The sequence below is a fragment of the Micromonospora sp. WMMD987 genome (assembly GCF_029581435.1).
Classification (GTDB): Bacteria; Actinomycetota; Actinomycetes; order Mycobacteriales; family Micromonosporaceae; genus Micromonospora; species Micromonospora rifamycinica.
The window spans coordinates 1,078,664-1,100,678 of the sequence record NZ_CP120861.1 but is presented as its reverse complement, the minus strand read 5'-3'; the positions used below and the strand labels follow the sequence as shown (position 1 = coordinate 1,100,678).

The window sequence follows — 22,015 nt, the reverse complement described above, 5'->3', positions numbered from 1 at the left end:
GGTGACGGGTTCGAGGCCCGTCATCCGGCCGTCCGTCGTCCGCCCGCGCGCTCAGCCCTCCAGCCGGGCCAGCTCCTCGTCGACGATGGACGGGTCGAGCTTGCGGAAGACCGGTTTCGGCGCGGCGAGCGGCCGACCGGCCGGCAGTGGCACGGACTCCCAGCGGGCGCCGACCGTGTAGTCCCCGGTGAGCACCGGGTAGCCCGGGCCGCCGTCGAGGTCGTCGACCTCTTCGAGCACCGGCATCGGGGCGTGCACGCCGGTGCCGCCGAGCAGCTCGTGGATCTGCTGCGCGGAGTGCGGCAGGAACGGGGTGAGCAGGGTGTTGGCGTCGCTGACCACCTGGAGGGCGACGTGCAGGATGGTGCCCATCCGGGGCTTGTCGGCCTCGGCCTTGAGTTTCCAGGGGGCCTGTTCGGACAGGTAGCGGTTGGCCTCGGCGACGACCTTCATCGCCTCGCCGATGGCCTGCTTCTGCCGGTGCCGGCCGATCAGGTCGCCGACCGTGGCGAAGCCGGCGCGGGCCACCGCGAGCAGCGCCTCGTCGGCCTCGGTGAGCCCGGCCGGGTCGACCGGTGGGATCGCGCCGAAGTTCTTGGCCGCCATGGAGACCGAGCGGTTGACCAGGTTGCCCCAGCCGGCGACGAGTTCGTCGTTGTTGCGGCGGAGGAACTCGGCCCAGGTGAAGTCGGTGTCGTTGCTCTCCGGGCCGGCGACGGCGATGAAGTAGCGCAGCGCGTCGGCGTCGTAGCGTTCCAGGAAGTCGCGGACGTAGATGACCACCTTGCGGGAGGAGGAGAACTTGCGTCCCTCCATGGTCAGGTACTCGCTGGAGACGACCTCGGTGGGCAGGTTGAGCCGGCCCAGCTCGCCGGGCTGGCCGTCGTGGGATCCGGCTCCGGAGTAGCCGCCGAGCAGGGCGGGCCAGATCACCGAGTGGAAGACGATGTTGTCCTTGCCCATGAAGTAGTGGCCCGGGGCGTCCTTGCCCTGCCCGTCGGCCGACCACCACTTCCGCCACGCCTCGGGGTCGCCGGTGCGGCGGGCCCACTCGATGGACGCGGAGAGGTAGCCGATCACCGCGTCGAACCAGACGTAGATCCGCTTGTCGCCGCGGTCCTGCCAGCCCTCCAGCGGGATCGGCACGCCCCATTCCAGGTCCCGGGTGATGGCCCGGGGCTGGAGGTCGTCGAGCAGGTTGCGGGAGAAGCGCAGCACGTTGGGCCGCCAGCCCTCCCGGGTGTCCAGCCACTGGCGCAGCGCGTCGGCGAGGGCGGGCAGGTCGAGGAAGAAGTGCTCGGTCTCCACGAACTCCGGCGTCTCGCCGTTGATCTTGGACTTGGGGTTGATCAGGTCGATCGGGTCGAGCTGGTTGCCGCAGTTGTCGCACTGGTCGCCACGGGCGCTGTCGTAGCCGCAGATCGGGCAGGTGCCCTCGATGTAGCGGTCGGGCAGGGTCCGCCCGGTCGACGGGGAGATCGCCCCGGTGGTGACCTTCGGGACGATGTAGCCGTTGCGGTGCAGCCCGGTGAACAGCTCCTGCACCACCGCGTAGTGGTTGCGGGTGGTGGTCCGGGTGAACAGGTCGTACGACAGCCCCAGCGCCAGCAGGTCCTCGGCGATCACCCGGTTGTACCGGTCGGCCAGCTCGCGCGGGGTGACCCCCTCGGCGTCGGCCTGCACCTGGATCGGGGTGCCGTGCTCGTCGGTGCCGGAGACCATGAGCACGTCGTGACCGGCCATCCGCATGTACCGGGCGAAGACGTCGGAGGGAACGCCGAAGCCGGACACGTGGCCGATGTGGCGCGGACCGTTGGCGTAGGGCCAGGCGACCGCGGCGAGAACGTGACTCATGACCAGCAAGCCTAGTGACCCGCGCGGGGCGTCCGCGAACCAATAGGTGGCAGCACGCCCCGACGACGGAAATCGACCTTACGCCGGAATTGCCGCCCGACACGCGGAGTCAACTGACGGACACCGAGCGACACCCAGTGTCCAATGGCTGTCGTGACGGGCAGACGATCGGGGCACGACGAGTCGACGGCGGGTCACCGGCGACCACCCGCCCCGGGCACCGGGGACGGCTCGGGGCCACGCGGGGCCGCCGTCGCCCCGCAGCCCCGGCCCGGTCCCGGCCCCGGCGAGGCGACCGTCGAGGTCGAGCCGACCACCGGGGCACCGGTCGACGCGGTGCCCCGGCGGGTGCCGGTACGGCAGCCGCGCTCCGCCCGCCGCGCCGCCGCAGGGACGCCACCGGACGACGACGGGTTCTTCTGGGCGCCGATCGAGCAGGTGCACTGGGACGGCACCCCGCTGCGCAAGGAGCCCAAGCAGCGACGGCGAACGCCACGCCGACCCCGCCCGACCCGCCTCGTCCATCCACCGGACCCGCTGCAAGGGCTCGCCGTTCTGCTGACGTTGAGCCTGGTGGCGGCGTTCTTCGCCTGGGTGAGCGCGGGGCCGCTCTGGCTGGCCGTCGGGCACTCCACGGCGGGGACGGTGGTGATCACCGACTGTTCGGGCGGTGGGCTGACCCAGCGCTGCCGGGGCATCTTCGCCGCCGGGGACGACCGGTTCGTGACCCACGGGATACGGGTCAGCGGGGTGCCGGCCGAGCGCACCGACACCGGCACGGCGCTGCCGGCGCGGGTGACCGGACCGGGCGGGGACACCGCGTACGTGGACACCGGGGTGGGCAGGCACCTGCGGTGGCTGCTCGGCCTGCTGGTGGTGGCCGGCTGCGGGGCGGGAATCGTCCGGTGGACCGGCGCGACCCTGCTGGCCGACCCCCGGCACCGCCGCTGGGCGACCGGCGTCGGGTACGCCGGGCCGGCCCTGATCGCCCTGGGCTTCCTCGCCGCCGCCTGGTGAGGATCGCCCCGGGCACCCTCGCCGCCAGGTGAGGATCGCCCCTTGTTCGCCGCCCGGTGACGGTCACCGCAGGCCCCCTCGCCGCCGGGTGAGTGTCGTCCCGGGCTTGCTGGTGCGGGTGCGGCGCGCGGGGTGGTCCGTCAGCGGTGCACGACGGTGTAGACGTCCCGGCGGCGCAGCCCGTACCCGGTGGCCACCTCGGTGATCGCGTCCCGGCGGGACGTTCCGGCGTCCTCCCGCTCGGCCACCGCGGCGCGCAGCGTGTCGTCGTCGGGACGCTCGGCGGGGGTCTCCGGCGCTCCCGCGACGACCAGGGTGATCTCGCCGCGTGGCTCGCCCCGGGCGGCCCACTCGGCGAGTTCGCCGAGCGGCCGGCGGACGACCTCCTCGTAGGTCTTGGTCAGCTCCCGGCAGAGCGCGGCGGGCCGGTCGACGCCGAACGCGGCGGCCAGGTCGGCCAGGGCGGCGGCGATCCGGTGCGGGGCCTCGAAGAGGACCAGGGTGCGCGGTTCGGTGGCGAGGGCCGCCAACCGGGCACGTCGGCCGCCGGGCGTACGGGGCAGGAAGCCCTCGAAGCAGAACCGGTCGCAGGGCAGCCCGGACAGGGCCAGCGCGGTGGTCACGGCGCTCGGGCCGGGCGCGGCGGTGACCGGCACCCCGGCGTCGAGCGCGGCGGTGACCAGCCGGTATCCGGGGTCGGAGACGCTGGGCATGCCGCCGTCGGTGACCAGGGCGACCAGGTAGCCCTCGCGGAGCACGTCGACCAGTTCGGGGGTACGCCGTTCCTCGTTGCCCTCGAAGTAGGAGACGATCCGGCCGCCGACGGTGACGTCGAGATCGCGGGCGAGCCGGATGAGCCGGCGGGTGTCCTCGGCGGCGACCACGTCGGCGGTGGCGAGGGCGTCACGGAGCCGGGCGGACGCGTCGGCCGGATTGCCCAACGGCGCACCGAGCAGGATCAGGCGTCCAGTCTCGGACATTTCGCCCACGAAACGTGCTCCTTCATCGATAGTCGTACCAATCTCGGGGACGATGGACGCCACCGGGCACCTTCTCAGCCTACGATCGCCGGGTGACGAGTGCGTCGACAGCACAGGGTGCGAACGCGGACCGATCCGACCCGGAGGCACCCCCTCCCGAGGGCGGCGGAGGTGGCGTGCCGGCGATCGTCCGCCGCCGGCTCGCCACCGTCGAGACCCGGCTGGACGTGAACTCGTGGATCGCCACCACCGTGGTGGTGGCGATCGCCGCCGTCCTGCGCCTGCTCGGGCTGAGCAGCCCGAAGGGCAAGATCTTCGACGAGATCTACTACGCCCGGGACGCCTACGGCCTGATCGACCGGGGCGTCGAGTGGAACTACAAGGACAACGGCCCGTCCTACGTGGTCCACCCGCCGCTGGGCAAGTGGCTGATCGGGCTCGGCGAGTGGGCCTTCGGCTACCAGGACGCGGAGACCAACATCTCCGTACCGGGCCACCTGATGACCACCGCCCCGGAGTTCGGCTGGCGGATCGGCGCGGCGCTGGCCGGCATCCTCTCGGTGCTGATGCTGACCCGCATCGCCCGCCGGATGTTCCGTTCCACCACGCTCGGTTGCGCCGCCGGCCTGCTGCTCGCCCTGGACGGCTTCCACCTGGTGCTCTCCCGTACCGCGCTGCTCGACATCTTCCTGTTGCTGTTCGTGCTCGCCGCCTTCGGCGCGCTGGTGCTCGACCGGGACGCCCGCCGACGGCGCTGGTCCCGCGCGCTCGACGCGGGGCTCGACCCGACCGCCCCCGGCCGGGCCGGTCGCCCCGCCGGCGGCTGGCGGAACTGGCCCTGGTGGCGGCTGCTCGCCGGGGTGCTGCTCGGCTGCGCCTGCGCGGTGAAGTGGAGCGGCATCTACTTCGTGCCGGCCTTCGGGCTGCTGGCCCTGCTCTGGGAGGTCGGCGTCCGCCGGTCGGCCGGGGTGCGCCGGCCGTGGCGCGACGCGCTCCTCGACGAGCTGCCCTGGCTGGTGCTCGCCGGGCTGCTGGTGGTCGGGACGTACGTGGCGACCTGGTCGGGTTGGCTGCTCTCCGACGAGGGCTACTACCGGTCCGCGGCCCGGTACCCCAACCTCCCGGGGCTGAGCGACACCCCGATCATCGGCTCGCTGACCAACCTGTTCCAGTACCACAAGGCGGCGTTCGAGTTCCACACCGGCCTAGAGACCGCGCACAAGTACCAGTCGTGGCCCTGGCAGTGGTTGCTGCTGGGTCGACCGGTGGCGTTCCACTGGTCGGGCGACGGCGCGTGCGGCGCTCCGACCTGCGCCTCGGAGATCCTGCTGCTGGGCACGCCGCTGCTCTGGTGGTCGTTCCTGCCGGCCCTGGGGGCGACCCTCTGGCTCGGGGTGGCGCGGCGGGACTGGCGGGCCGGGGCGATCCTGGTGACCGTGGCGGCCGGTCTGCTGCCCTGGTTCTGGTACGCCCTCGACGGCCGGACGATGTTCTCCTTCTACGCCGCCCCGGCGCTGCCGTTCCTGGTGCTGGCGGTGGTCTACGTGCTCGGCGCGATCGCCACCCCCACCACCACCGGCCCCACCACCCCGGCCCGGGCCGCCCCGGCACCGGACGACCTCCGCCCCGACAGCTCCCCACCGGACGGCCCCGCACCGGACAGCCGGCAACCGGTCGCCGTGGTGCTCGCTGAGGGGGCGGAGGTCGATGCGGTCACCGCCGAGCAGATCGCCGACCGGCGACTGATCGGTGGGGTCATCGTCGGGGCCTACGTGCTGCTGGTGGCGCTCTGCTTCGCGTACTTCTACCCGATCTTCGTCGGCACCCTCCTGCCGTACGACGACTGGTCCGCTCGGATGTGGCTGGACGGCCGCTGGATCTGATCCGACCCCGGTCCCGACGCCCGGCATTCCGGCCGGCGTCGGGCCTGCCGTCGGTCGGCCGGGTGGTCCCCACCCGCCACCGGTCGCGGCAAGGCGGGAAGGGCGTCGGAGCCGCAGCACGGACGGCGGAAGACCGCAGAGCCGCAGGATGGGCGGCGGAGACCGCGAAGCCGCAGCACGGACGGCGGGAGGTCACGGAGCCGCAGGATGGGCGGCGGGAGGTCACGGAGCCGTAGCGCGGGCGGCGGGAGACCGCGACGGCGCAGAACGGGCGGGAAGACGGCGCAAAAGGACGCGCCCCGATCGCCTGCCACGGGGGAAGCGGGCGATTGGGGCGCGCAAAAAGAGCTTAGCCACCTTGTGCCACCGGCACAACGGGTCGACTTCAGTCAGATTTCCGACTGATGCTTCGCACGGCAAATAGTTTACATCTAGCATCTAACGGACGGTTACCGACCGTCGAACGGACGTCCGCCATCCACCATCCGGATGGCCCGACCACCGGGGTCGCGACGTCGCGCGTCCGGGGCGGTCCCCGACGGGACTCCACAGTGGATCTCACTACACTTCGCCCCGTGATCAACACGAGACGACGATCGACGGCCGTCCTGATCGGACTGCTGGCGGCGACCTCGCTGACCGGCCCCGCCCCGGCCCGCGCCGACGACGAGGAACCCGTCGAGCCGCCCAAGGTGGAGCTGGTCCTCGACGTGAGCGGGTCGATGCGGGCCGACGACATCGACGGACGCAGCCGGATCTCGGTCGCCCAGCAGGCCTTCAACGAGGTGGTCGACGCACTGCCCGGGGAGACCCAGCTCGGCATCCGGGTGCTCGGCGCGACCTACCGGGGCAAGGACAAGAAGCAGGGCTGCCTGGACACCCAGCAGATCGTGCCGGTCGGGCCGGTGGACCGCACCGCGGCCAAGGCGGCGGTGGCCACCCTGCGGCCGACCGGCTTCACCCCGGTCGGACTGGCCCTGCGCTCCGCCGCCCGGGATCTCGGCACCGGCACGACCGCCCGCCGGATCGTGCTGATCACCGACGGCGAGGACACCTGCGCCCCGCCCGACCCGTGCGAGGTGGCCCGGGAACTGGCCGCCCAGGGCACCCGGCTGGTGGTCGACACGCTCGGCCTGGCCCCCGACGAGAAGGTCCGCAGGCAGCTGCTCTGCATCGCCACCGCGACCGGCGGCACCTACACCGCGGCACAGAGCGCCGACGAGCTGACCGGCCGGATCAAGCAGCTCGTCGACCGGGCGAAGGAGACGTACACCGCCGCCCCGGCCGTGGTGACCGGGCGGGCGGAGTGCGCGGACGCGCCGCTGCTCACCCCCGGCGTCTACGCCGACCGGGAGGAGTTCTCCGAACACCGCTGGTACCGGGTTCCCGTCCGGCCGGGGCAGGAGCTACGCGCGTCGGTCAGCGTGGCGTTGGACCGGCCGGTCAACCCGGACCACGCGGTGCTGCTGCGGGCCACCGCCACCGACGGCCGGGAACTGGTCCGGGGCGTCGACGCCGGCAGCGGTCGTACCGACGTGGTGTCGGCGGGGTTGCGCTGGTCGGGGACGGCGGACGGGGCGACACCCAGCCCCTCGGCCAGCGACGCGCCGGTGCCGGCCACCACGGTCTGCCTGGTGGTGAGCAACGCCTTCGCTCCCCGTCCGGGAACCCGGGCCACACCGGGCATGCCGGTCGAGCTGACCATCGACGTGGTCGCCTCGTCCCCCGCCCCGACCGCGCCGGACCTCGGGCGCGGCTGGGTGCTGCTGCTCCTGCTCACCCTGGCCGGGCTGCTCACCGGCCTGGTCGTCGGGCTGCTCACCCGCTGGTGGGTGGCGACGTGGAGGACGAACTGACCATGCGTACCCCGATCATCCGGACCGGCGCGACGCTGGCCGCCGCCGGACTGACCCTGCTCGTCACCCCGTCCCCGGCCACCGCCGCGCCCACCCCCTCCCCCGGCGCCACCCCGGTCACCCGGGCCGGGACGTCCTTCCTCACCGCCACCGGCATCGCGGCCGGTCAACCGGTCACGGTCAGCGCCTCCACCGGCGACTTCCTGTACTGGTCGTTCCCGGCGACGGCGGGGCAACGGCACGAGATCAGCGCGACGGTGTCCCTGCCGAAGGCCCGCACCGGTGCGTCCACCTGGACGGTGGAGGTCTTCGACGGGCTGCGTCGCCGGCAGGCCTGCACGGCCGGGGCGCAGACCCCGACGGTTCCCGCGTCGGCGGGCAGCGTGGCGCTGGGCTGCACGCTGCGTCAGGTGCGCTCCTGGGCGGAACCGTGGTCGGCCGACCCGCTGCCCGGCACCTACTTCGTCCGGTTGTCCGTGACCGAGCTGCCCGAGCCCGACCTGGGGCAGCCGGTCGACGTGGAGCTGCTGGTCTCCGCCGAGGGCGAGGGCTCGCGCGACGACGGCGAGTTGCGGGCGCCGCTGGTGCCCAACACCCGGGCCGGCACGGTGCTGACCGGGGAGCCGGCGGCCACCCCCGCCGAGTCCGACGACGACTGGTTCGACGGCGACTGGCTGCCCGCGCTCGGCTCACGGTGGGCGTGGAGCACGGTCGGCGGCGCGCTCGCCGCCGTCGCCGGGGTGTTCGGCTTCGCGCTGACCCGCCGGCCCCGCCGCTGACCGACGCCGGAGCCGGAGCCGGGGTCGGAGCCGGAGCCGGAACCGGCTGGCCCTGGTGGCCGGTCCCGACCCCGGGGCCGGCCGACCCCGGCGGCTGGTCCCGACCCGGGGACCGCCCGATCCCGGGGTCGGGGCCGGTCCCGAGATCAGGGCCGGTCACCGCGACGGGGCCGTCCGGTGTCATCCGGTTGCGGTACGTTCACCTGCCATGGCCGATGGTCCGCTCACCGGGCGGACCGGCGGCGGTCGTACCGGAAGGGGTGGGTTGATGCGTGACCTGCTGCCGGCGACGGTCTCGGTGGCGGTGGCCGAGACGGCCGACTGGGTGGGTGAGCTGCTCCCGGCGGAACGGGCCGGGCTGGGCGAGCGGGCGGTGGAGAGCCGACGGCGGGACTTCACCGCCGGGCGGATCTGCGCCCGCCGGGCGATGACCGCCCTCGGCCTGCCGGCCGCCCCGGTCCCGGCCGCGCCCAACCGTGCGCCGGTCTGGCCGGCGGAACTGGTCGGCACCATCACCCACACCCGGGGCTACTGCGCCGCCGCCGTCGCCCGCCGCGCCGACCTGCGCGCGGTCGGCATGGACGCCGAGCGGGACAAGGAACTCAACGCCGGGGTACGCCGGCTGATCATGTGCCCCGAGGAGGAGGACCGGCTGGCCCGGCTGCCCGGCGGGGTGAACTGGCCGGTGGTGGTGTTCAGCGCCAAGGAGACCGTCTACAAGGTCTGGCACCCCGTGGTCGGGTCCTGGTTGGATTTCCTCGACGCCACCGTCGAGCTGGAACCGGACACCGGCGTCTTCACCGCCCGGATCAGCCCGGCACGGGTGTCGGCGGCCACCGTGCCGGACCCGCCCGCGCTGGTCACCGGCCGGTTCGCGGTCGAGGGCGACCTGGTCCGCACGGCGGCCGTGCTGCCCCTGCGCTGAGCGTCTGCCGCCACCCACTAGCGTCCAACAGTGACGACCGTCGACCGCGTGCGAGGAGTACGGTGAGCCAGCCCCAACCCCCGTCCGGGCCGCAGGACCCTGACCAGCCGCCCTCCGGGGCGGCGCAGCCGTTCCCGACGGCATCCGACCGACCGCACCCGGTGGACCCGACCGCCGCGCTGCCCCCGGTCCCGGAGCCGGCCCCCTCCTACTCCACCGACCCGTACGCGCCACCGTCGCCGTACGCGCCACCACCGGTCTCCGGCGTTCCGCAGCCGACCTCCGGGCAGCCCTACCCCTCGTACCAGCCGGGCACGGCGTCGCCGCCGGTATCGGGCGCGGGCTACCCACCGGTCTCGGGCGCGGGCTACCCACCCGTCTCAGGCGCGGGCTACCCGCCGGTATCGGGCGCGGGCTACCCGCCGCCCGCCACGCCGGGTTATCCGGCGGCCCCCGGTGCCGGGTACCCGCCGCCGCCCGGCGGCCCGGGTGGACCCGGCCAGCAGTGGGGACCGCCGCCGGCCGCCTCGTCGGCCAAGCCGGTCTGGATCGTCATCGGCGTGGTGGTCGCCGTGGTGCTGCTGCTCTGCTGCGCCGGCCTCGTCGTCGCCGTGGTGGCCGGGAGCCGGCAGACCGACGAGGCTGCCGGGGAGGTCGACCGCCCGGTGGCGGCCCCCGATGTCACCAGGACACCGGGGCCGCCCGGCGACCGGCCGTCGGCGGGGCCGTCGTCCACCGACGACGAGACGTTCAACCTCAGGGCCGGCGAGACGTTGGTGATCAACGACGAGGACGGGACCATCGAGATCACCGTCCGGAGTTTCACCACCTCGTCCAAGGGGTGCCGCTCGTTCGCCCCGCCGCCGAACAAGGGCATGTACCTGATCGCCGACGTCACCGCCACGGTGACCAAGGGCACGGCGTCGATCAACCCGTTCTACTTCCAGTGGGTGGCCGACGACGGCACCACGGTCAACGGGCTGGCCGGCGCGCTGTCCGGCTGCGGCGGCGACATGCTCGACTCGGGCAGCAACATGCGGGTCGGCAGCAAGCGCTCCGGCGCGGTGGTCTTCGACGTGGCCGACAAGTCGGGCGCGGTCGAATACCAGCACAGGTTCGAGGCCGCCGGCTCCTGGAAGCCCTGACCTCGCAGGTCCCGCACCGGGCCGGCTCCCCGGTGGGGACCGGCCCGGTCGCGTGACCGCCCCCGACCGTGTGACCGCCCCGCCCGGTCCGGTCGCGGCACCGGCCACCGGCCCGGTCCCGGCCCCGGCCTCGGCACCGGTCCCGGTCCCCTCACCGCCCGGCCCGGCGACGGTGCCGGGATCGCTGCCGCGCCTTGAAACGGCTCCGGCACCGGTAGATGCTAATGACATCGACCTTCACCGATCGACTTGGAGGTGGGAGATGCGCCGTCTCTCGCTCGCTGCCCTGACCCTGGCCGTCGCCCTGCTGCCGGCGACCCCGGCCGTCGCGTACGCCGGTGCCGCCGACAAGCTCGCCGTGCCCCCCGGGGCCACCGGACCCGCCGCCGCAGCCGTACTGACGGACGTGCGGACCGTCGGCACCGCCTGGGGCCCGGATCCGGTGACCGGCCGGCTGACGCTCACCGTCGACGACACCGTCCCCCCGGAGCAGGTACGCGCGCTGCGCGCCACCGCCGCACGGGCCGGGGCGGACCTGCGCCGCGAGCCCGGCCGGCTGCGCCTCCTCATCGCCGGCGGGCAGGCCGTCCACGGCGGGGGTGCCCGCTGCTCGCTGGGCGCGAACGTGCGCAGCGGCACCACCTCCTACTTCCTCACCGCCGGGCACTGCACCGCCACCGCGACGACCTGGTACGCCGACGCCGGTCAGACCACCGTGCTGGGCAGCCGCGTCGCCAGCAGTTTCCCCACCAACGACTACGGCCTGGTCCGCTACACCGGGCGGGTCGACCGGCCGAGCGCCGTCTACACCTACCCCGGCCTGCTCACCGTCAACGGCGTCGGCACCCCGTACGTCGGTCAGGCGGTCTGCCGCAGCGGTTCCACCACCGGTGTCCGGTGTGGCACCGTGACCGCTCTCAACCAGACGGTCAACTGGGCCGAGGGCAGCGTGTCCGGGCTGATCCGCACCAACATCTGCGCCGAGCCCGGCGACAGCGGCGGTCCGCTCTACGTCGCCGCGACCGGGGTGATCATCGGCATCCTCTCCGGGGGCAGCGGCAACTGCACCAGCGGCGGCACCACCTTCTACCAGCCGATCGCCGAGGCGCTCGCCGCGTACGGCGTCACCATCCCCTAAGCCGGCCGGCGGAGCGGGAGGCCGGCGGAGCCGGAGGTCGGCGGCTCAGCGTCGCCGGAGGTGGACGTGGTAGCACGTCCGGTCGGCAGCCTCCCGCCGGTAGTGCACCTCCTGGATCTGCCGGTCGTTGCCGTACACGGCGACCGAGGCGAGATCACCCAGGTGTACCAGGGGCCCCCGGTGCTGCTTCGACTCCAGCACGTCGGCGATGCCGCCCAGGTAGTTGGTGGCGTCCGACGGCGGCTCGGCCGGGCTCTCCAGTACGACCTCCAGGGTGAGCGGCCCGTCCGGGAAGAGCGGGCACGGCTCCTCGCCGAGAGCCTCCCGCGCGGCGCGGAGCAGGGCCGACACCCGGTCGGCGTAGCCGTGACCGGCGGCGAGCAGCGACTTGGCCTCGTTCTTGGCCGGCGGCAGTCCCGGCACCACGAAACTGATCTCCGTCATCGCCCCACTCTTCACGCTCATCGGCGGCGACGCACGTGCGGCGGTCCGCCGGACACGGCGCGACCGCGCCACCGTACCGGATCGAAAAGGCCGCCCCCGCGTTACGGAGACGGCCTTTGCACTGGGTGGAGCTGAGGGGACTCGAACCCCTGACCCCCTCGATGCGAACGAGGTGCGCTACCAGACTGCGCCACAGCCCCTCTGCCGGCAGGCCGGCTCCGGTCCCACCCGGCTTTCACCGGGCGGGCCGGCGCCAAGACTAACAGCCCACCCACCCCCCGGGCGAATCACCCCTCCCGCGCCGACCCGACCGGGGCACGGGCCGATCCGCGGGGCGGGCGGGGGTCAGCGGGGGTCACGGCCGGACTGGTACGGGCGTCCGCGCAGGCCACCGGAGCGGCGGTACGACACCGAGGCGCCCCCGCTGGCCGCCGCCGGCAGGTCGGTGGGTCGGTCGAGGCCCATCGCGGTACGGCGTACCGCCTCGCGTTGTGCGGCCAGCCGGCGCTGCGCCTCCCGACGGGCCGCCGCCCGGCGGGCCTGCTCGCGGCGCACCTCGGCCTGCCGGGCGGCCAGCCAGGCTGCCTCCCGGGCCCGGATCCGCCGCCGCCGACGCTCGGCCAGCGCCCGCCGCCGCAGGTGTACGACGTACACGACGAGCAGGGCGGCGGTGACCGAGAAACTGATCCAGAACCCGGGGCTGACCAGGATCACGCCGACCAACTCGACGAAGTTGAGCAGCAACAGCGCGGCGAGCACCCGACGCCGACGGTAGACGACCGGGGTGTGGTGCCGGTCGCGGGGCGGCCGGCGGCGGGCCTGCCGGGGCGCGGGGGGCACGGCACGCAGGCGACCCGAGCGGCGGCCGGCGGGCGGCGTGGTGCGGCGCGGGGCCGGCGGCGCGGAGACCGGTGCGCCGAGGTTGCCGGTGGCGGCGTCCTCGGCCAGGGTGACCACGAGCGCCCGGGGCTGGTTGACCGGTCGCCGACCGGGGACAGTACGACGCCGCCGGCGGCGCTGGAGCACCCGCGCCGTCGACTGCGCCCGCTCCGCCACCAGCCGCTCGGTGGCGTCGTACCGACGGACCAGCGCCGGCGCGAGGGCGAGCAGACCGGCGGCGGCGAGGACGGCGAGGAGCACCGAGGTCGGCACCCTCACCCCTCCCGTCACCGAATTTCGGGACAACCACCGAACATCAGCAAGATCTTTCCCGAAAGATCACTCTCGACGCAGATCCTGCGGTCGGACGGTGCTTGCCGCAGCTTGCAGTTACTTGAGGTTACGGGCCGCCGACCGGGTTGCCGGCACGCCGCGCCGATCCCGCCCGTGGGACGACTCACCCGACGTCGTGGCGCAGCCGGTGCCAGCGGGCCAGCAGACCACCGTCGGCCGCCGCCTCCTCGCTGGTCATCGCGTATCCGATGTGGTCCCGCCAGGCCCCGTCGATGTGCATGTAGCGCACGTGGTACGCCTCCTCGCGGAAGCCCAGCTTCTCCACCACCCGCCGGGACGGCTTGTTCTCCGGCCGGATGTTCACCTCCACCCGGTGCAGGCCACCCGGGCCGAACGCGTGGTCGACGGCGAGCGCCATCGCGGTGGGGATCACCCCGCGACCGGCCGCCCGGGAGTCCACCCAGTAGCCGACGTAACCGGAGCAGAACGCCCGCCGGACGATACTGCCCACGTTGAGATGCCCGACCAGCCGTTCCTGCCCGCCCTCGCGCAGGCAGACCGCGAACGGCATCCCCTCGCCGGTCCGCGCGGAACGCCGCTGGTCGGCGTGCACATACCGGAACGCCGCCGGCGAGTTGGCCGCGTCCCAGCCACCGGGCAGGTGCGACTCCCACGGCGACAGCCACGCCTGGTTCGCCCGCCGCACCTCCGACCAGGCGACGGCGTCGGAACGTCGGTACGGCCGCAGCACCACCGGACCGTCCATCAGCACCACCGGCCATCCCGGCGCCCGCCCGAACCAGCTCACCGCGCCGACCTCCCGTCCCCGGCCGGGAGGTCGGCCGCCCCGGACCGGCTCACCGCCGCCGGTCCAGCAGCAGCACGTCCACGGTGGAGCCGGCGGCGGCGGTGGTGACCCGTTCACCGAGCACCATCAGACCGTTCGCCTCGGCCAGACCGGAGAGGGTGTACGGCCCCCCGCTGAGCGGCTGCACCGTGTAGCCCCCGCCGCGCCGCTCGGCCACGTGCGCGGGCCGGAACTCGCGCAGCCCGCCGGGCGACGAGATGGTCTCCAACAGGTGCGCCCGCACGCTCGGCCGGAACACCGGCTCCGCGCCGGCCAGCAGCTGGATCGCCGGCCGGGCCAGCACCTCAAAACCGATCAACGCCGCACCGGGCTCACCGGGAAGACACACCACCGGCACCTCCTCGGCGCCGACGGTACCGAACCCGAGGGCCGTGCCGGGGTACAGCGCCACGTCGGTGAAGGTCACCGGCCCGGCCCGGCCGCCCTCCCGGCGGGACAGGATCCGCCGGACCATGTCGCCGGGGCCGGTGCCGGTGCCACCGGTGGTGATGATCAGATCGGCCCGCAGGGTCTGGTCCTCCAGCAGACCGCGCAGCCCCTCCGGGTCGTCGTCGCAGATCCCCACCCGGTACGCCAGCGCGCCCACCTCGGCGGCGGCGGCGGTCAACGCGTGCGAGTTGGCGTCCACCACCTGGCCGGGCTGGCTGCCCCGGCCCACGTCGACCAGTTCGTCCCCGGTGGCCACGATGACCACCCGGGGGCTCGGCCGGACCACCACGTGTCCGATGCCGGTGGCGGCGAAGACGGCCACCAGCGCCGGTGCGACGTACGTGCCGGCACGGGCGAGCACGGTGCCGGCGGGCAGTTCCTCACCGGCGCGGCGGACGCCGTACCCGCGCTTGGGGGTGCGGAAGATCTCCACCGCCGCCATGCCCTGGTCGGTCCACTCCACCGGCACCACCACGTCGGCGGCGATCGGCATCGGCGCACCGGCCGCCACCGAGAAGCACGAACCGGGGGTGAGCCGCACCGGCCGCCAGCTCGCCGCCCCGAGGTCACCGACCACGTTGAGGCGTACCGGACGGCCCGGCCCCTGCGAGGGGACCGGGCCGTACCCGACGAGGTCCTCCCAGCGCGCGGCGTACCCGTCCACCGCCGCCTGGTCGAAGGCGGGGAACGAGTGCGGGGCGACGACGTCCGAGGCGAGGACGTTGCCGTAGGCCTGGGTGAGGTCGAGGTCGAGCGGGGGCAGCGCGCGTAACCTGCGCAGCACGCTGCCCAGGTAGTCGGCGAGCGGCGTCAACTCGTTCGCGGCCGCCTCGGCGTCGGCCGTCGAGGTCATGTACCGGAGCCGCCCGCCGCGTCACGTACCCCGTTGAGGATCGCCGCCGTGACGGTCTCGTCGCCGTTGTTGACGAACTCGGTCAGCCAGCTGCGGAACTCGGCCCCGAGGTCCTCCCGCTCGACGGCGATCTGCACGACTGTCTGGAGGTAGCCCAGCGGCATGCCGGTGTCGTAGCGGGTGCCCCGGTAGACGATCGCGTGCACCGGCACCCCCTCGGCGCGCAGCAGCTCCATCGCGTCGGTGAGCTGGATCTCCCCGCCGCTGCCCGGTTCGGTACGCCGGATCGCGTCGAAGATCCGTCCCGGCAGGACGTACCGGCCGAGGACCGCCAGGTTGCTCGGGGCGTCCTGCGGCTGTGGCTTCTCCACCATGCCGGTGACCTTGACGACCTCGCCGAGGTCGGTCAGCTCGGCCTCGGCCGGCTCGACCGAGGCGATCCCGTACCGCTTGGTCTCCTCCGGATCGACCTCGAAGAACGCCAGTACCACACCACCGGTGCGGGCCTGGAGCTCCAACATGGCCGGCAACAGCGGCTCGGACGGCTTGACGAACTCGTCACCGAGGAGCACCGCGAAGGGCTGGTCGCCCACGTGCGACTCGGCGTAGCCGACGGCGTGGCCGAGGCCGAGCTGCTCCGGCTGCCGGCAGGTGTAGATCTCGGCCAGCTCGCTGGGGCGCTTCACCGCGGCCAGCCGCTCGTCGTCGCCCTTGGCCTCCAGCCGGGCCTCCAGGTCGGGACGCCGGTCGAAGTGGTCCACCATCGACGTCTTGCCCCGACCGGTGATCAGCAGCACGTCACCGATGCCGGCCTGGGCGGCCTCCTCGACGATGTACTGGAGCACCGGTCGATCGATCACCGGCAGCAGCTCCTTGGGCACCGCCTTCGTGGCCGGCAGGAACCGGGTGGCCAGGCCGGCGGCCGGGATCACGGCCTTGACCGCGCGGGCACGACCGGTCGCGGCGGTCGCTGAGGGGTTCGCTGAGTGCTCCGACATGCCGCGAGACTATCGGCCACGGCTCTGCCGCGGCGGGTGAGGACCGGAAGACGCGCCGCCCGGCTGCGTCACACCGGGGGCGCCGACGGCGTGCCGACCGGTCGGTTGCTCGGTCCGTACGCCGTCCGCGGGAGCCCGGTCGGGGGCCGACCGGTCGGCGGGAGGGTCGCTGGTCGGCGACGGATCGGCGGACACGTCCCCGGCCGGCACCGGTCGCGGTCGCGCGGTCGCCACCCGGTAGCCGTCCCGGCCGGCGCCCTTGGCCGCGTACAACGCCTCGTCGGCGGCGTCCAGCACCTCCGTGCCGGTGCCGGCGTGGTCCGGGTAGACGGCGATGCCGATGGAGACCGACATCGTGATCGTCGTCGGGGTGCCGGTGTGACCGGCCACCACGACCGGGGTGTCCCGGACCGCCGCGCCCAGCCGCTCGGCGACGGTCGCCGCGCCCCGGGCGTCGGTCTCCGGCAGCAGCACCACGAACTCCTCGCCACCCTGCCGGAAGGCCAGGTCCACCTCGCGGATCTCGCCGCGGACCCGACGGGCGAACTCGGCGAGCACCGCGTCCCCGGCGGCGTGCCCGTAACTGTCGTTGACGATCTTGAAGCGGTCCAGGTCGAGGACCAGGATGCTGAGCATCCGACCGAACCGGTTGGCCCGCTCCACCTCCCGACGCAACGACTCCCGCAGGTAGCGGTAGTTCCACAGCCCGGTCAACGGGTCGGTCAGCGACAACCGCTGCGCCTCCTCGTGCACCCGGACGTTCTCCACCGCCACCGCCGCGTGCCCGGCGAAGGTCCGCAGGGTGGCCAGGTCGTCGTCGTCGAACTCGTCGACCCCGAGCCGGTCGTAGAGGACCAGCACGCCGACGGCGGGTTCCCGGCCGGCGGCGTCCCCGGCGGGCGCGGTGAACGGCACCGCCACGTACGTCTCGCACCAGGGTTCGCCGGGGGACGTCGGGCCGGGCCGGGCCCGCCCACGTTGCGGTTCACCGGTGGCGACGACCGTGCCGACCACCCCCGCGCCGACCGGGATCCGCAGCTCCTCCGGATCGGCGCCCGCCGGGCAGCGCCCGGCCAGCCCCTCGGCGCACTGCCCGACGAGCATCCCGGCGTCGTCGCGCAGCAGCACCGCCCCGGCCCGCGCCCCGGTCGCCGCGATGGCGCTGTGCAGGATCACCCGCAGGATGCGTTGCAGGTCGTGGGTGCTGGCCAGGGTGTCGCCGAGCACCCCGAGATGGCCACGCAACTGGTCCCGGCTGCTGGTCAACGCCGCGACGTAGCCGGCGGTCTCCCGGATCATCCGGTTGAACGCGGCGGCGAGCCGGCCGATCTCGTCCCGGCTGCGCACCGGCACCCGGGCGGTCAGGTCGCCCCCGGCCACCCGGTCCACCGCGCCGGCCAGCTCCACCAGCGGCCGGGTGGTCACCCGGGCCAGCCGCCAGGCGGTCAGCACGGCCAGCGCGGCGGCCAGCAGCACCGCCCCGAGCAGCACGACCGGCAGACCCGACGGTTGTCCACCGGCCACCGAGAGGACCAGCGGCAGCGGTTGCCCCGGGGTCGGTCCGAGCCGCCGGACGTAGCGGCCGTCTCCGGTGGCGGTGACCCGCCCGTCGTCGACCGTGCCGGCGGCGGCGAGCACCGCCGCGCGTACCCCGTCGGTTTCGGTGGTGTGGGCGATCCGGCCGGGACCGGCGGTGTCGTCGAGGAGGGTGACCGCGACGCCGGTCACGGCGGCCAACCGGGCCACGAACGCCGGGTCGACCAGTTCGGCGGCGGCCACCGCGCCCAGCGGCGTGCCGGCCGGGTCACGCAGGTCCACCCGGGCGCTGATGGCCCGCACCGGCCCGCCGGTCCGGACGCCCGCGCAGTCCTGCCAACCGGTGGCGGGTCCACCCGGGGTGGCGTACGTGACGCCGCCGGCCGGGTCGGTGACCAGCACCGCGGCGGCCAGTCCCCGGCTGACCACCTGGCCGGCCGCGCCCGCCCGGCCGGCCGGGTCGGGGCGCAGGGCCACCGCGTCGGCGGCGGCCCGCAACTGCTGGCAGAGCGCGGCGATCGAGGTACGCACGGCGGACGCGGCCAGGCTGAGACGTTCGGTGGACCGGCTCCGGTCCACCGTCGACAGCGTGGTCCCGACGAACACCGCGCCGAGCACCACCGGGCCGAGCACCACCGTGAGAAAGGCCGCCGTCAACCGCCCGCGTAGCGTCAACGTTCTTCCCCCCGGAAGTTCCAGGCCCGTTCCTGCGATGCTGACACAGAGCGACCGGCCGCACGGCGTTGCGTCAGGAGTGTTGCGTGCCCAATTTCTCCGATCACGCGGAAGCCGCCCCGGCGGCCAAACGCGAGACGCGCGTCGCGCTGCTCGCCCGCCGCCGGGCGCTCAGCGCGCCGCAGCGGGCCGCCGCCGCGCGGCGCGTCCAGGCCGAGCTGACCGCCCTGGTACGCCGCCTGCGGCCGACCAGGATGACCGGGTACGTGCCGGTCGGCTCCGAACCGGGCGGCCCCGACCTGCCCGACGTGCTCCGGGCCGCGCTGCCGGCCGGGGCGGACCTGCTGCTGCCGGTGCTCCGCGACGATCTCGACCTGGACTGGGCCCCGTACGCCGGGCCGGGCACCCTGGTCGCCGCCGGCCGGGGCATGCGCGAGCCGGACGGCCCGCGCCTGGGTCGGGCCGCGGTCGCCGGGGCCACGCTGGTCGTGGTGCCCGCCCTGGCGGTCGACCGGCGTGGGCTGCGGCTGGGCCGGGGTGGCGGTTCCTACGACCGGGCGCTGGCCCGGGTGCCGGCGACGATCCTGACGGTGGCGCTGCTGCACGACGGCGAACTCCTCGCGGCGCTGCCCGCCCAGCCCCACGACCGCCCGGTACGCGCGGCGCTCACCCCGTCGGACGGCCTGCGGCCGCTCCCCTCGGCTGGCCCCTGAGCGCCGGGCGGACCGCCGCCCACGGACGACCACGTCCGCGCGCCCGGACGGCCCCGCCCGGGGGCGTCCCGGCCCGGCCCGCTCCCCGACGGCACGTCACCGTGCCGACGCCCGCCCCGGCCGGCGATGTGCCGGATCACGATCCTCCCCCGTCCGCTGGACGAACCCGGGTCCGATGACGCACCATTGGCACTCGAATACGCCGAGTGCCAACCGGCCGTCCCAGATCCGGAGGAGAACGTGCCCACGTACCAGTACGCCTGCACCGCGTGCGGCCACCAACTCGAGGCGGTGCAGTCGTTCTCCGACGCGCCGCTGACCGAGTGCCCCGCCTGCGAGGGGCGGCTGCGCAAGGTCTTCAACTCGGTCGGTGTCGTGTTCAAGGGCTCCGGCTTCTACCGCACCGACTCCCGGGCCTCGGGCACCGAGGGCAAGAGCGGCGCGGTGAAGTCGGACAGCACCTCCTCCTCCGGTTCCGGCAAGGACTCGTCGGGTTCGTCCTCCGCGACCGGTTCGGGCTCGTCCGCGGGTTCGGGCTCGGGTTCGGGCTCGTCCGCCGGCTCGGGCTCGGCGGGGTCGTCGGCCGGCTCCGGCTCGACCGGCGGTGGTTCCTCCGGATCGAGCAAGTCGCCGGCGGCCAGCGCCTCGTCCTGACCTGTCGGCCACCGGAGACCCCTGTCGCCCCCGGGCCGCAGGGGTCTTCGTCGTCCCGGCCGGCCTTAGCAGATCCGGCGGGAGGACGGTGGGTCGTCCACAGGCCCGCCCGCCGTCCACCGGCTGTGGACGACCGCTCGTGAGTCGCCCGACATCCACCTAGCCTGCTGAGCCGGGGGTGCCACCACGGCATCCGGTGAGCGGCGGAGGTGTGGCCATGGCGGCCGGCGGCACGGATGGCGAAGGCTCACTGCGGCCGTTCCGATGGCCGCGTCGCCCCGGCGGGGCGACCCTGCTCCGGGCGGTGCTGGTGGCCGCCCTGCTCGGGTTGGCGGTGCTCGTCCTGGACACACCGGCACGATGCCCCGCCGGCCCGCCACCGCCCACCGTCGGGCCGGCGCTGCCGGCAGGCCCCGCCGGCGCGACCGCCCAGGACGGATGCGTCCCGCCCGGGCCGGACGACACCGCCCGCGCGGGTCGACCCGACCACCTGCCGACCGGTCGGGCCGGGGCCGGCGACGCCGCCGCCCCCGCCGGGAAGGACGGCGACCGGGACACCCCGGTCGCGCTGCCGCTGCCGAGTGGCTTCGTCGGGGTGCCGGTTCGGCTGGCCGAACCGGCCGCCCTCGCGGTCCTCCGCCCCGGTGCGCGGGTCGACCTGCTCGTGGTGCCGGCCGGGCGGGCGGCCGGTGAGACCATCCTGCTGGCGGCCGACGCGCTGGTGCTCGACGTGGTGGGCGACGGGGCCACCGACGGCTCGTCCGCGCTCTATCTGGCGGTCCGACCCGACCAGGCGCAACGCTCCGTCGGGCAGCCGGAGGGCAGCCGTTTCGGCGTGGTGGTCCGGCGGTGAGCCGTCGGCGCGGTCAGCCCCAGTGCGGAGGACGCTCGGCGAGCAGCCAGTCGTCGTTGCCGCCACGCCGCTCACCCCAGCCGGAGTCGGTGTCGTCGGCGGTCTGCTCGGGCAGCACCACGAAGTCCTCGCTGAGGTCGACCGTGCGGTCGTCGTCGCCGGGCACGCCCTGCCCGGCCGGGTCCTCGATGATCACAGTCGGTAAGACTACCCGGGCAACCGGACCGGTCGCCGGCACGGTGACCTGACGTGCCGACCCGGTGACCGCCGGGCCGGAGATCCGGAAACCACGATCCGTAGCGGCGCGTGGCCGGTCCCGGGAGAGGGCCATCCGGGGCCGCCGGTCCCACCGCTCCGGAGATCGCCACGTCGACCGGCTGACGGCCCGCACCGTTGGTAGCGTCGGACGGCGTGACGACGCCCAGCGGTGCCAGCCCCGAGGACGAGTACTGGCGACGCCCGCCCACGGAGCAGCCCGCCCCCACCGAGCCGACGACCACGGCCGGCCGGACGGAGGCCGGCGACCCGCCGGTCCCGACCACCGCCACCGGCGGTTCCGGAAGCGCTGACGATCCGACTGGGGCACCGGTGCACCCTCGGGCCGGGGCCGGGGCCGGAGCCGGAGCCGGAGCCGAGGCCGGGGCCGGGGCCGGCAGCCGAGCCGACGCCTGGACCGGCGCTCAGGCCGGTGCCCGGCCCGGCACCGGCACCGGAGCCGAGACCGAGGCATGGACCGTGGCCGGAGCCGGAATCGGAATCGGAGTCCGCGGCGAGGGGGGTGCCGGTACCGGCAGCCGGGAGAACCGTGCCGACAACGCGGCCGGGACCGGCAACGGAGAGAGCGCAGCCGAGAGCTGGGCCGGGACCGGCGGTGGGACCGGGACGGGACAGGCGGTCGGGGGCGCGGACACCGCCGGGGCGAGAGGGGGAGCCGGTCCGGGGTGGCCGACGGCGGGGGGCTACACCGGGCCACCGCCGACCATGCCGCCGCCACCGGGCTGGCGTCCCCCGGTGCACCTGGAGGCGACCCCGGCGCGCAGTCTGGCCTGGCAGGACATGGAGGCGATGGACGTCGCGGAGCAGCAGGCGCAGCGGGTCACCTGGAGCGTCGGCGTGGTGGTCGGCGTCGTGCTGCTGGTGCTGCTCTGCCTACTCTGCTCCCGGGCCTTGTTCTGACCGCGGCCGGCCGGGCACCCTCGCCCGGCGGGCGGTGGTGCCCGGCCGGCCGTGGTGGCCCCGCCG

Annotated in this window: 20 protein-coding genes and 1 tRNA gene; 11 read left to right on the top strand and 10 right to left on the bottom strand. The window is 74.8% G+C overall.

Going from position 1 to position 22,015, the window contains the following annotated elements; translation table 11 throughout:
* Positions 1–51: 51 nt before the first annotated feature.
* Positions 52–1,854: a methionine--tRNA ligase gene (gene metG / locus O7612_RS04870; protein WP_282270861.1), complete on the bottom strand. Its 1,803-nt coding sequence runs from the start codon at positions 1,852–1,854 to the stop codon at positions 52–54.
* A 144-nt stretch (positions 1,855–1,998) separates the two neighbouring features.
* Between metG and O7612_RS04865 the strand changes: the two genes are divergently transcribed.
* Positions 1,999–2,871 (top strand): hypothetical protein, encoded by an 873-nt coding sequence (locus O7612_RS04865; RefSeq protein ID WP_282270860.1) that lies wholly within the window; start codon positions 1,999–2,001, stop codon positions 2,869–2,871.
* Positions 2,872–3,011: 140 nt separating this feature from the next.
* Here the strand turns inward: O7612_RS04865 and rsmI are convergent, their stop codons facing one another.
* On the bottom strand, positions 3,012–3,860 hold the full coding sequence (gene rsmI / locus O7612_RS04860) for a 16S rRNA (cytidine(1402)-2'-O)-methyltransferase (protein ID WP_282270858.1): 849 nt from the start codon (positions 3,858–3,860) through the stop codon (positions 3,012–3,014).
* A gap of 83 nt (positions 3,861–3,943) precedes the next feature.
* Between rsmI and O7612_RS04855 the strand changes: the two genes are divergently transcribed.
* From O7612_RS04855 to O7612_RS04830, 6 genes are all read left to right on the top strand, one after another.
* The gene (locus tag O7612_RS04855) at positions 3,944–5,734 is read left to right on the top strand and encodes a phospholipid carrier-dependent glycosyltransferase (protein ID WP_348774267.1); all 1,791 of its coding nucleotides are present in this window, start codon (positions 3,944–3,946) and stop codon (positions 5,732–5,734) included.
* A gap of 575 nt (positions 5,735–6,309) precedes the next feature.
* Complete coding sequence (locus O7612_RS04850; RefSeq protein WP_282270854.1) at positions 6,310–7,590, top strand: VWA domain-containing protein; 1,281 nt, start codon at positions 6,310–6,312, stop codon at positions 7,588–7,590.
* A 2-nt stretch (positions 7,591–7,592) separates the two neighbouring features.
* Positions 7,593–8,369, top strand: coding sequence for a peptidase (locus O7612_RS04845; RefSeq protein WP_282273798.1), 777 nt, complete (start codon positions 7,593–7,595; stop codon positions 8,367–8,369).
* Positions 8,370–8,637: 268 nt separating this feature from the next.
* Positions 8,638–9,294, top strand: coding sequence for a 4'-phosphopantetheinyl transferase superfamily protein (locus O7612_RS04840; protein WP_282270852.1), 657 nt, complete (start codon positions 8,638–8,640; stop codon positions 9,292–9,294).
* 62 nt (positions 9,295–9,356) lie between these two features.
* Positions 9,357–10,439, top strand: a complete 1,083-nt coding sequence (locus O7612_RS04835) for a hypothetical protein (RefSeq protein ID WP_282270850.1) — start codon at positions 9,357–9,359, stop codon at positions 10,437–10,439.
* 262 nt (positions 10,440–10,701) lie between these two features.
* The gene (locus tag O7612_RS04830; RefSeq protein WP_282270848.1) at positions 10,702–11,577 is read left to right on the top strand and encodes a S1 family peptidase; all 876 of its coding nucleotides are present in this window, start codon (positions 10,702–10,704) and stop codon (positions 11,575–11,577) included.
* Positions 11,578–11,622: 45 nt separating this feature from the next.
* Here the strand turns inward: O7612_RS04830 and O7612_RS04825 are convergent, their stop codons facing one another.
* From O7612_RS04825 to O7612_RS04795, 7 genes are all read right to left on the bottom strand, one after another.
* Positions 11,623–12,021, bottom strand: coding sequence for a hypothetical protein (locus tag O7612_RS04825; protein ID WP_282270846.1), 399 nt, complete (start codon positions 12,019–12,021; stop codon positions 11,623–11,625).
* A gap of 126 nt (positions 12,022–12,147) precedes the next feature.
* Positions 12,148–12,221, bottom strand: a tRNA-Ala gene (locus O7612_RS04820).
* 145 nt (positions 12,222–12,366) lie between these two features.
* A complete protein-coding gene (locus O7612_RS04815) occupies positions 12,367–13,179 on the bottom strand; it encodes a hypothetical protein (protein ID WP_282270844.1) in 813 nt (270 codons plus the stop codon).
* Positions 13,180–13,357: 178 nt separating this feature from the next.
* Positions 13,358–13,960, bottom strand: coding sequence for a GNAT family protein (locus O7612_RS04810; RefSeq protein WP_282273797.1), 603 nt, complete (start codon positions 13,958–13,960; stop codon positions 13,358–13,360).
* A 91-nt stretch (positions 13,961–14,051) separates the two neighbouring features.
* On the bottom strand, positions 14,052–15,344 hold the full coding sequence (gene glp / locus O7612_RS04805; protein WP_088647610.1) for a gephyrin-like molybdotransferase Glp: 1,293 nt from the start codon (positions 15,342–15,344) through the stop codon (positions 14,052–14,054).
* The gene (locus tag O7612_RS04800; RefSeq protein ID WP_282270842.1) at positions 15,341–16,342 is read right to left on the bottom strand and encodes a UTP--glucose-1-phosphate uridylyltransferase; all 1,002 of its coding nucleotides are present in this window, start codon (positions 16,340–16,342) and stop codon (positions 15,341–15,343) included. Before O7612_RS04800 ends, glp begins: the two co-directional genes overlap by 4 nt.
* A 9-nt stretch (positions 16,343–16,351) precedes the next feature.
* Positions 16,352–18,553, bottom strand: coding sequence for a diguanylate cyclase (locus O7612_RS04795; protein WP_282270840.1), 2,202 nt, complete (start codon positions 18,551–18,553; stop codon positions 16,352–16,354).
* Between the two features lie 86 nt (positions 18,554–18,639).
* Between O7612_RS04795 and O7612_RS04790 the strand changes: the two genes are divergently transcribed.
* From O7612_RS04790 to O7612_RS04780, 3 genes are all read left to right on the top strand, one after another.
* Positions 18,640–19,266 carry a 5-formyltetrahydrofolate cyclo-ligase gene (locus tag O7612_RS04790; protein WP_282270838.1) on the top strand — a complete coding sequence of 209 codons (627 nt, stop codon included), beginning with the start codon at positions 18,640–18,642 and terminating at the stop codon, positions 19,264–19,266.
* A gap of 240 nt (positions 19,267–19,506) precedes the next feature.
* The gene (locus tag O7612_RS04785; protein WP_282270836.1) at positions 19,507–19,920 is read left to right on the top strand and encodes an FmdB family zinc ribbon protein; all 414 of its coding nucleotides are present in this window, start codon (positions 19,507–19,509) and stop codon (positions 19,918–19,920) included.
* 217 nt (positions 19,921–20,137) lie between these two features.
* Positions 20,138–20,773 carry a flagellar biosynthesis protein FlgA gene (locus tag O7612_RS04780; RefSeq protein WP_282270834.1) on the top strand — a complete coding sequence of 212 codons (636 nt, stop codon included), beginning with the start codon at positions 20,138–20,140 and terminating at the stop codon, positions 20,771–20,773.
* A 13-nt stretch (positions 20,774–20,786) separates the two neighbouring features.
* On the opposite strand, the gene O7612_RS04775 is transcribed toward O7612_RS04780, so the two are convergent.
* Positions 20,787–20,966, bottom strand: coding sequence for a hypothetical protein (locus O7612_RS04775; protein ID WP_067314717.1), 180 nt, complete (start codon positions 20,964–20,966; stop codon positions 20,787–20,789).
* Between the two features lie 818 nt (positions 20,967–21,784).
* Between O7612_RS04775 and O7612_RS04770 the strand changes: the two genes are divergently transcribed.
* Positions 21,785–21,949: a hypothetical protein gene (locus O7612_RS04770; protein ID WP_348774266.1), complete on the top strand. Its 165-nt coding sequence runs from the start codon at positions 21,785–21,787 to the stop codon at positions 21,947–21,949.
* Positions 21,950–22,015: the final 66 nt, after the last annotated feature.

Coding starts and splice junctions, on each gene's coding strand:
- O7612_RS04830 (WP_282270848.1), top strand. CDS start 10,702: ATGCGCCGTCTCTCGCTCGCTGCCCTGACCCTGGCCGTCGCCCTGCTG.
- O7612_RS04845 (WP_282273798.1), top strand. CDS start 7,593: ATGCGTACCCCGATCATCCGGACCGGCGCGACGCTGGCCGCCGCCGGA.
- O7612_RS04810 (WP_282273797.1), bottom strand. CDS start 13,960: ATGGACGGTCCGGTGGTGCTGCGGCCGTACCGACGTTCCGACGCCGTC.
- O7612_RS04840 (WP_282270852.1), top strand. CDS start 8,638: ATGCGTGACCTGCTGCCGGCGACGGTCTCGGTGGCGGTGGCCGAGACG.
- O7612_RS04780 (WP_282270834.1), top strand. CDS start 20,138: ATGGCGGCCGGCGGCACGGATGGCGAAGGCTCACTGCGGCCGTTCCGA.
- O7612_RS04800 (WP_282270842.1), bottom strand. CDS start 16,342: ATGTCGGAGCACTCAGCGAACCCCTCAGCGACCGCCGCGACCGGTCGT.
- metG (WP_282270861.1), bottom strand. CDS start 1,854: ATGAGTCACGTTCTCGCCGCGGTCGCCTGGCCCTACGCCAACGGTCCG.
- glp (WP_088647610.1), bottom strand. CDS start 15,344: ATGACCTCGACGGCCGACGCCGAGGCGGCCGCGAACGAGTTGACGCCG.
- O7612_RS04865 (WP_282270860.1), top strand. CDS start 1,999: ATGGCTGTCGTGACGGGCAGACGATCGGGGCACGACGAGTCGACGGCG.
- O7612_RS04825 (WP_282270846.1), bottom strand. CDS start 12,021: ATGACGGAGATCAGTTTCGTGGTGCCGGGACTGCCGCCGGCCAAGAAC.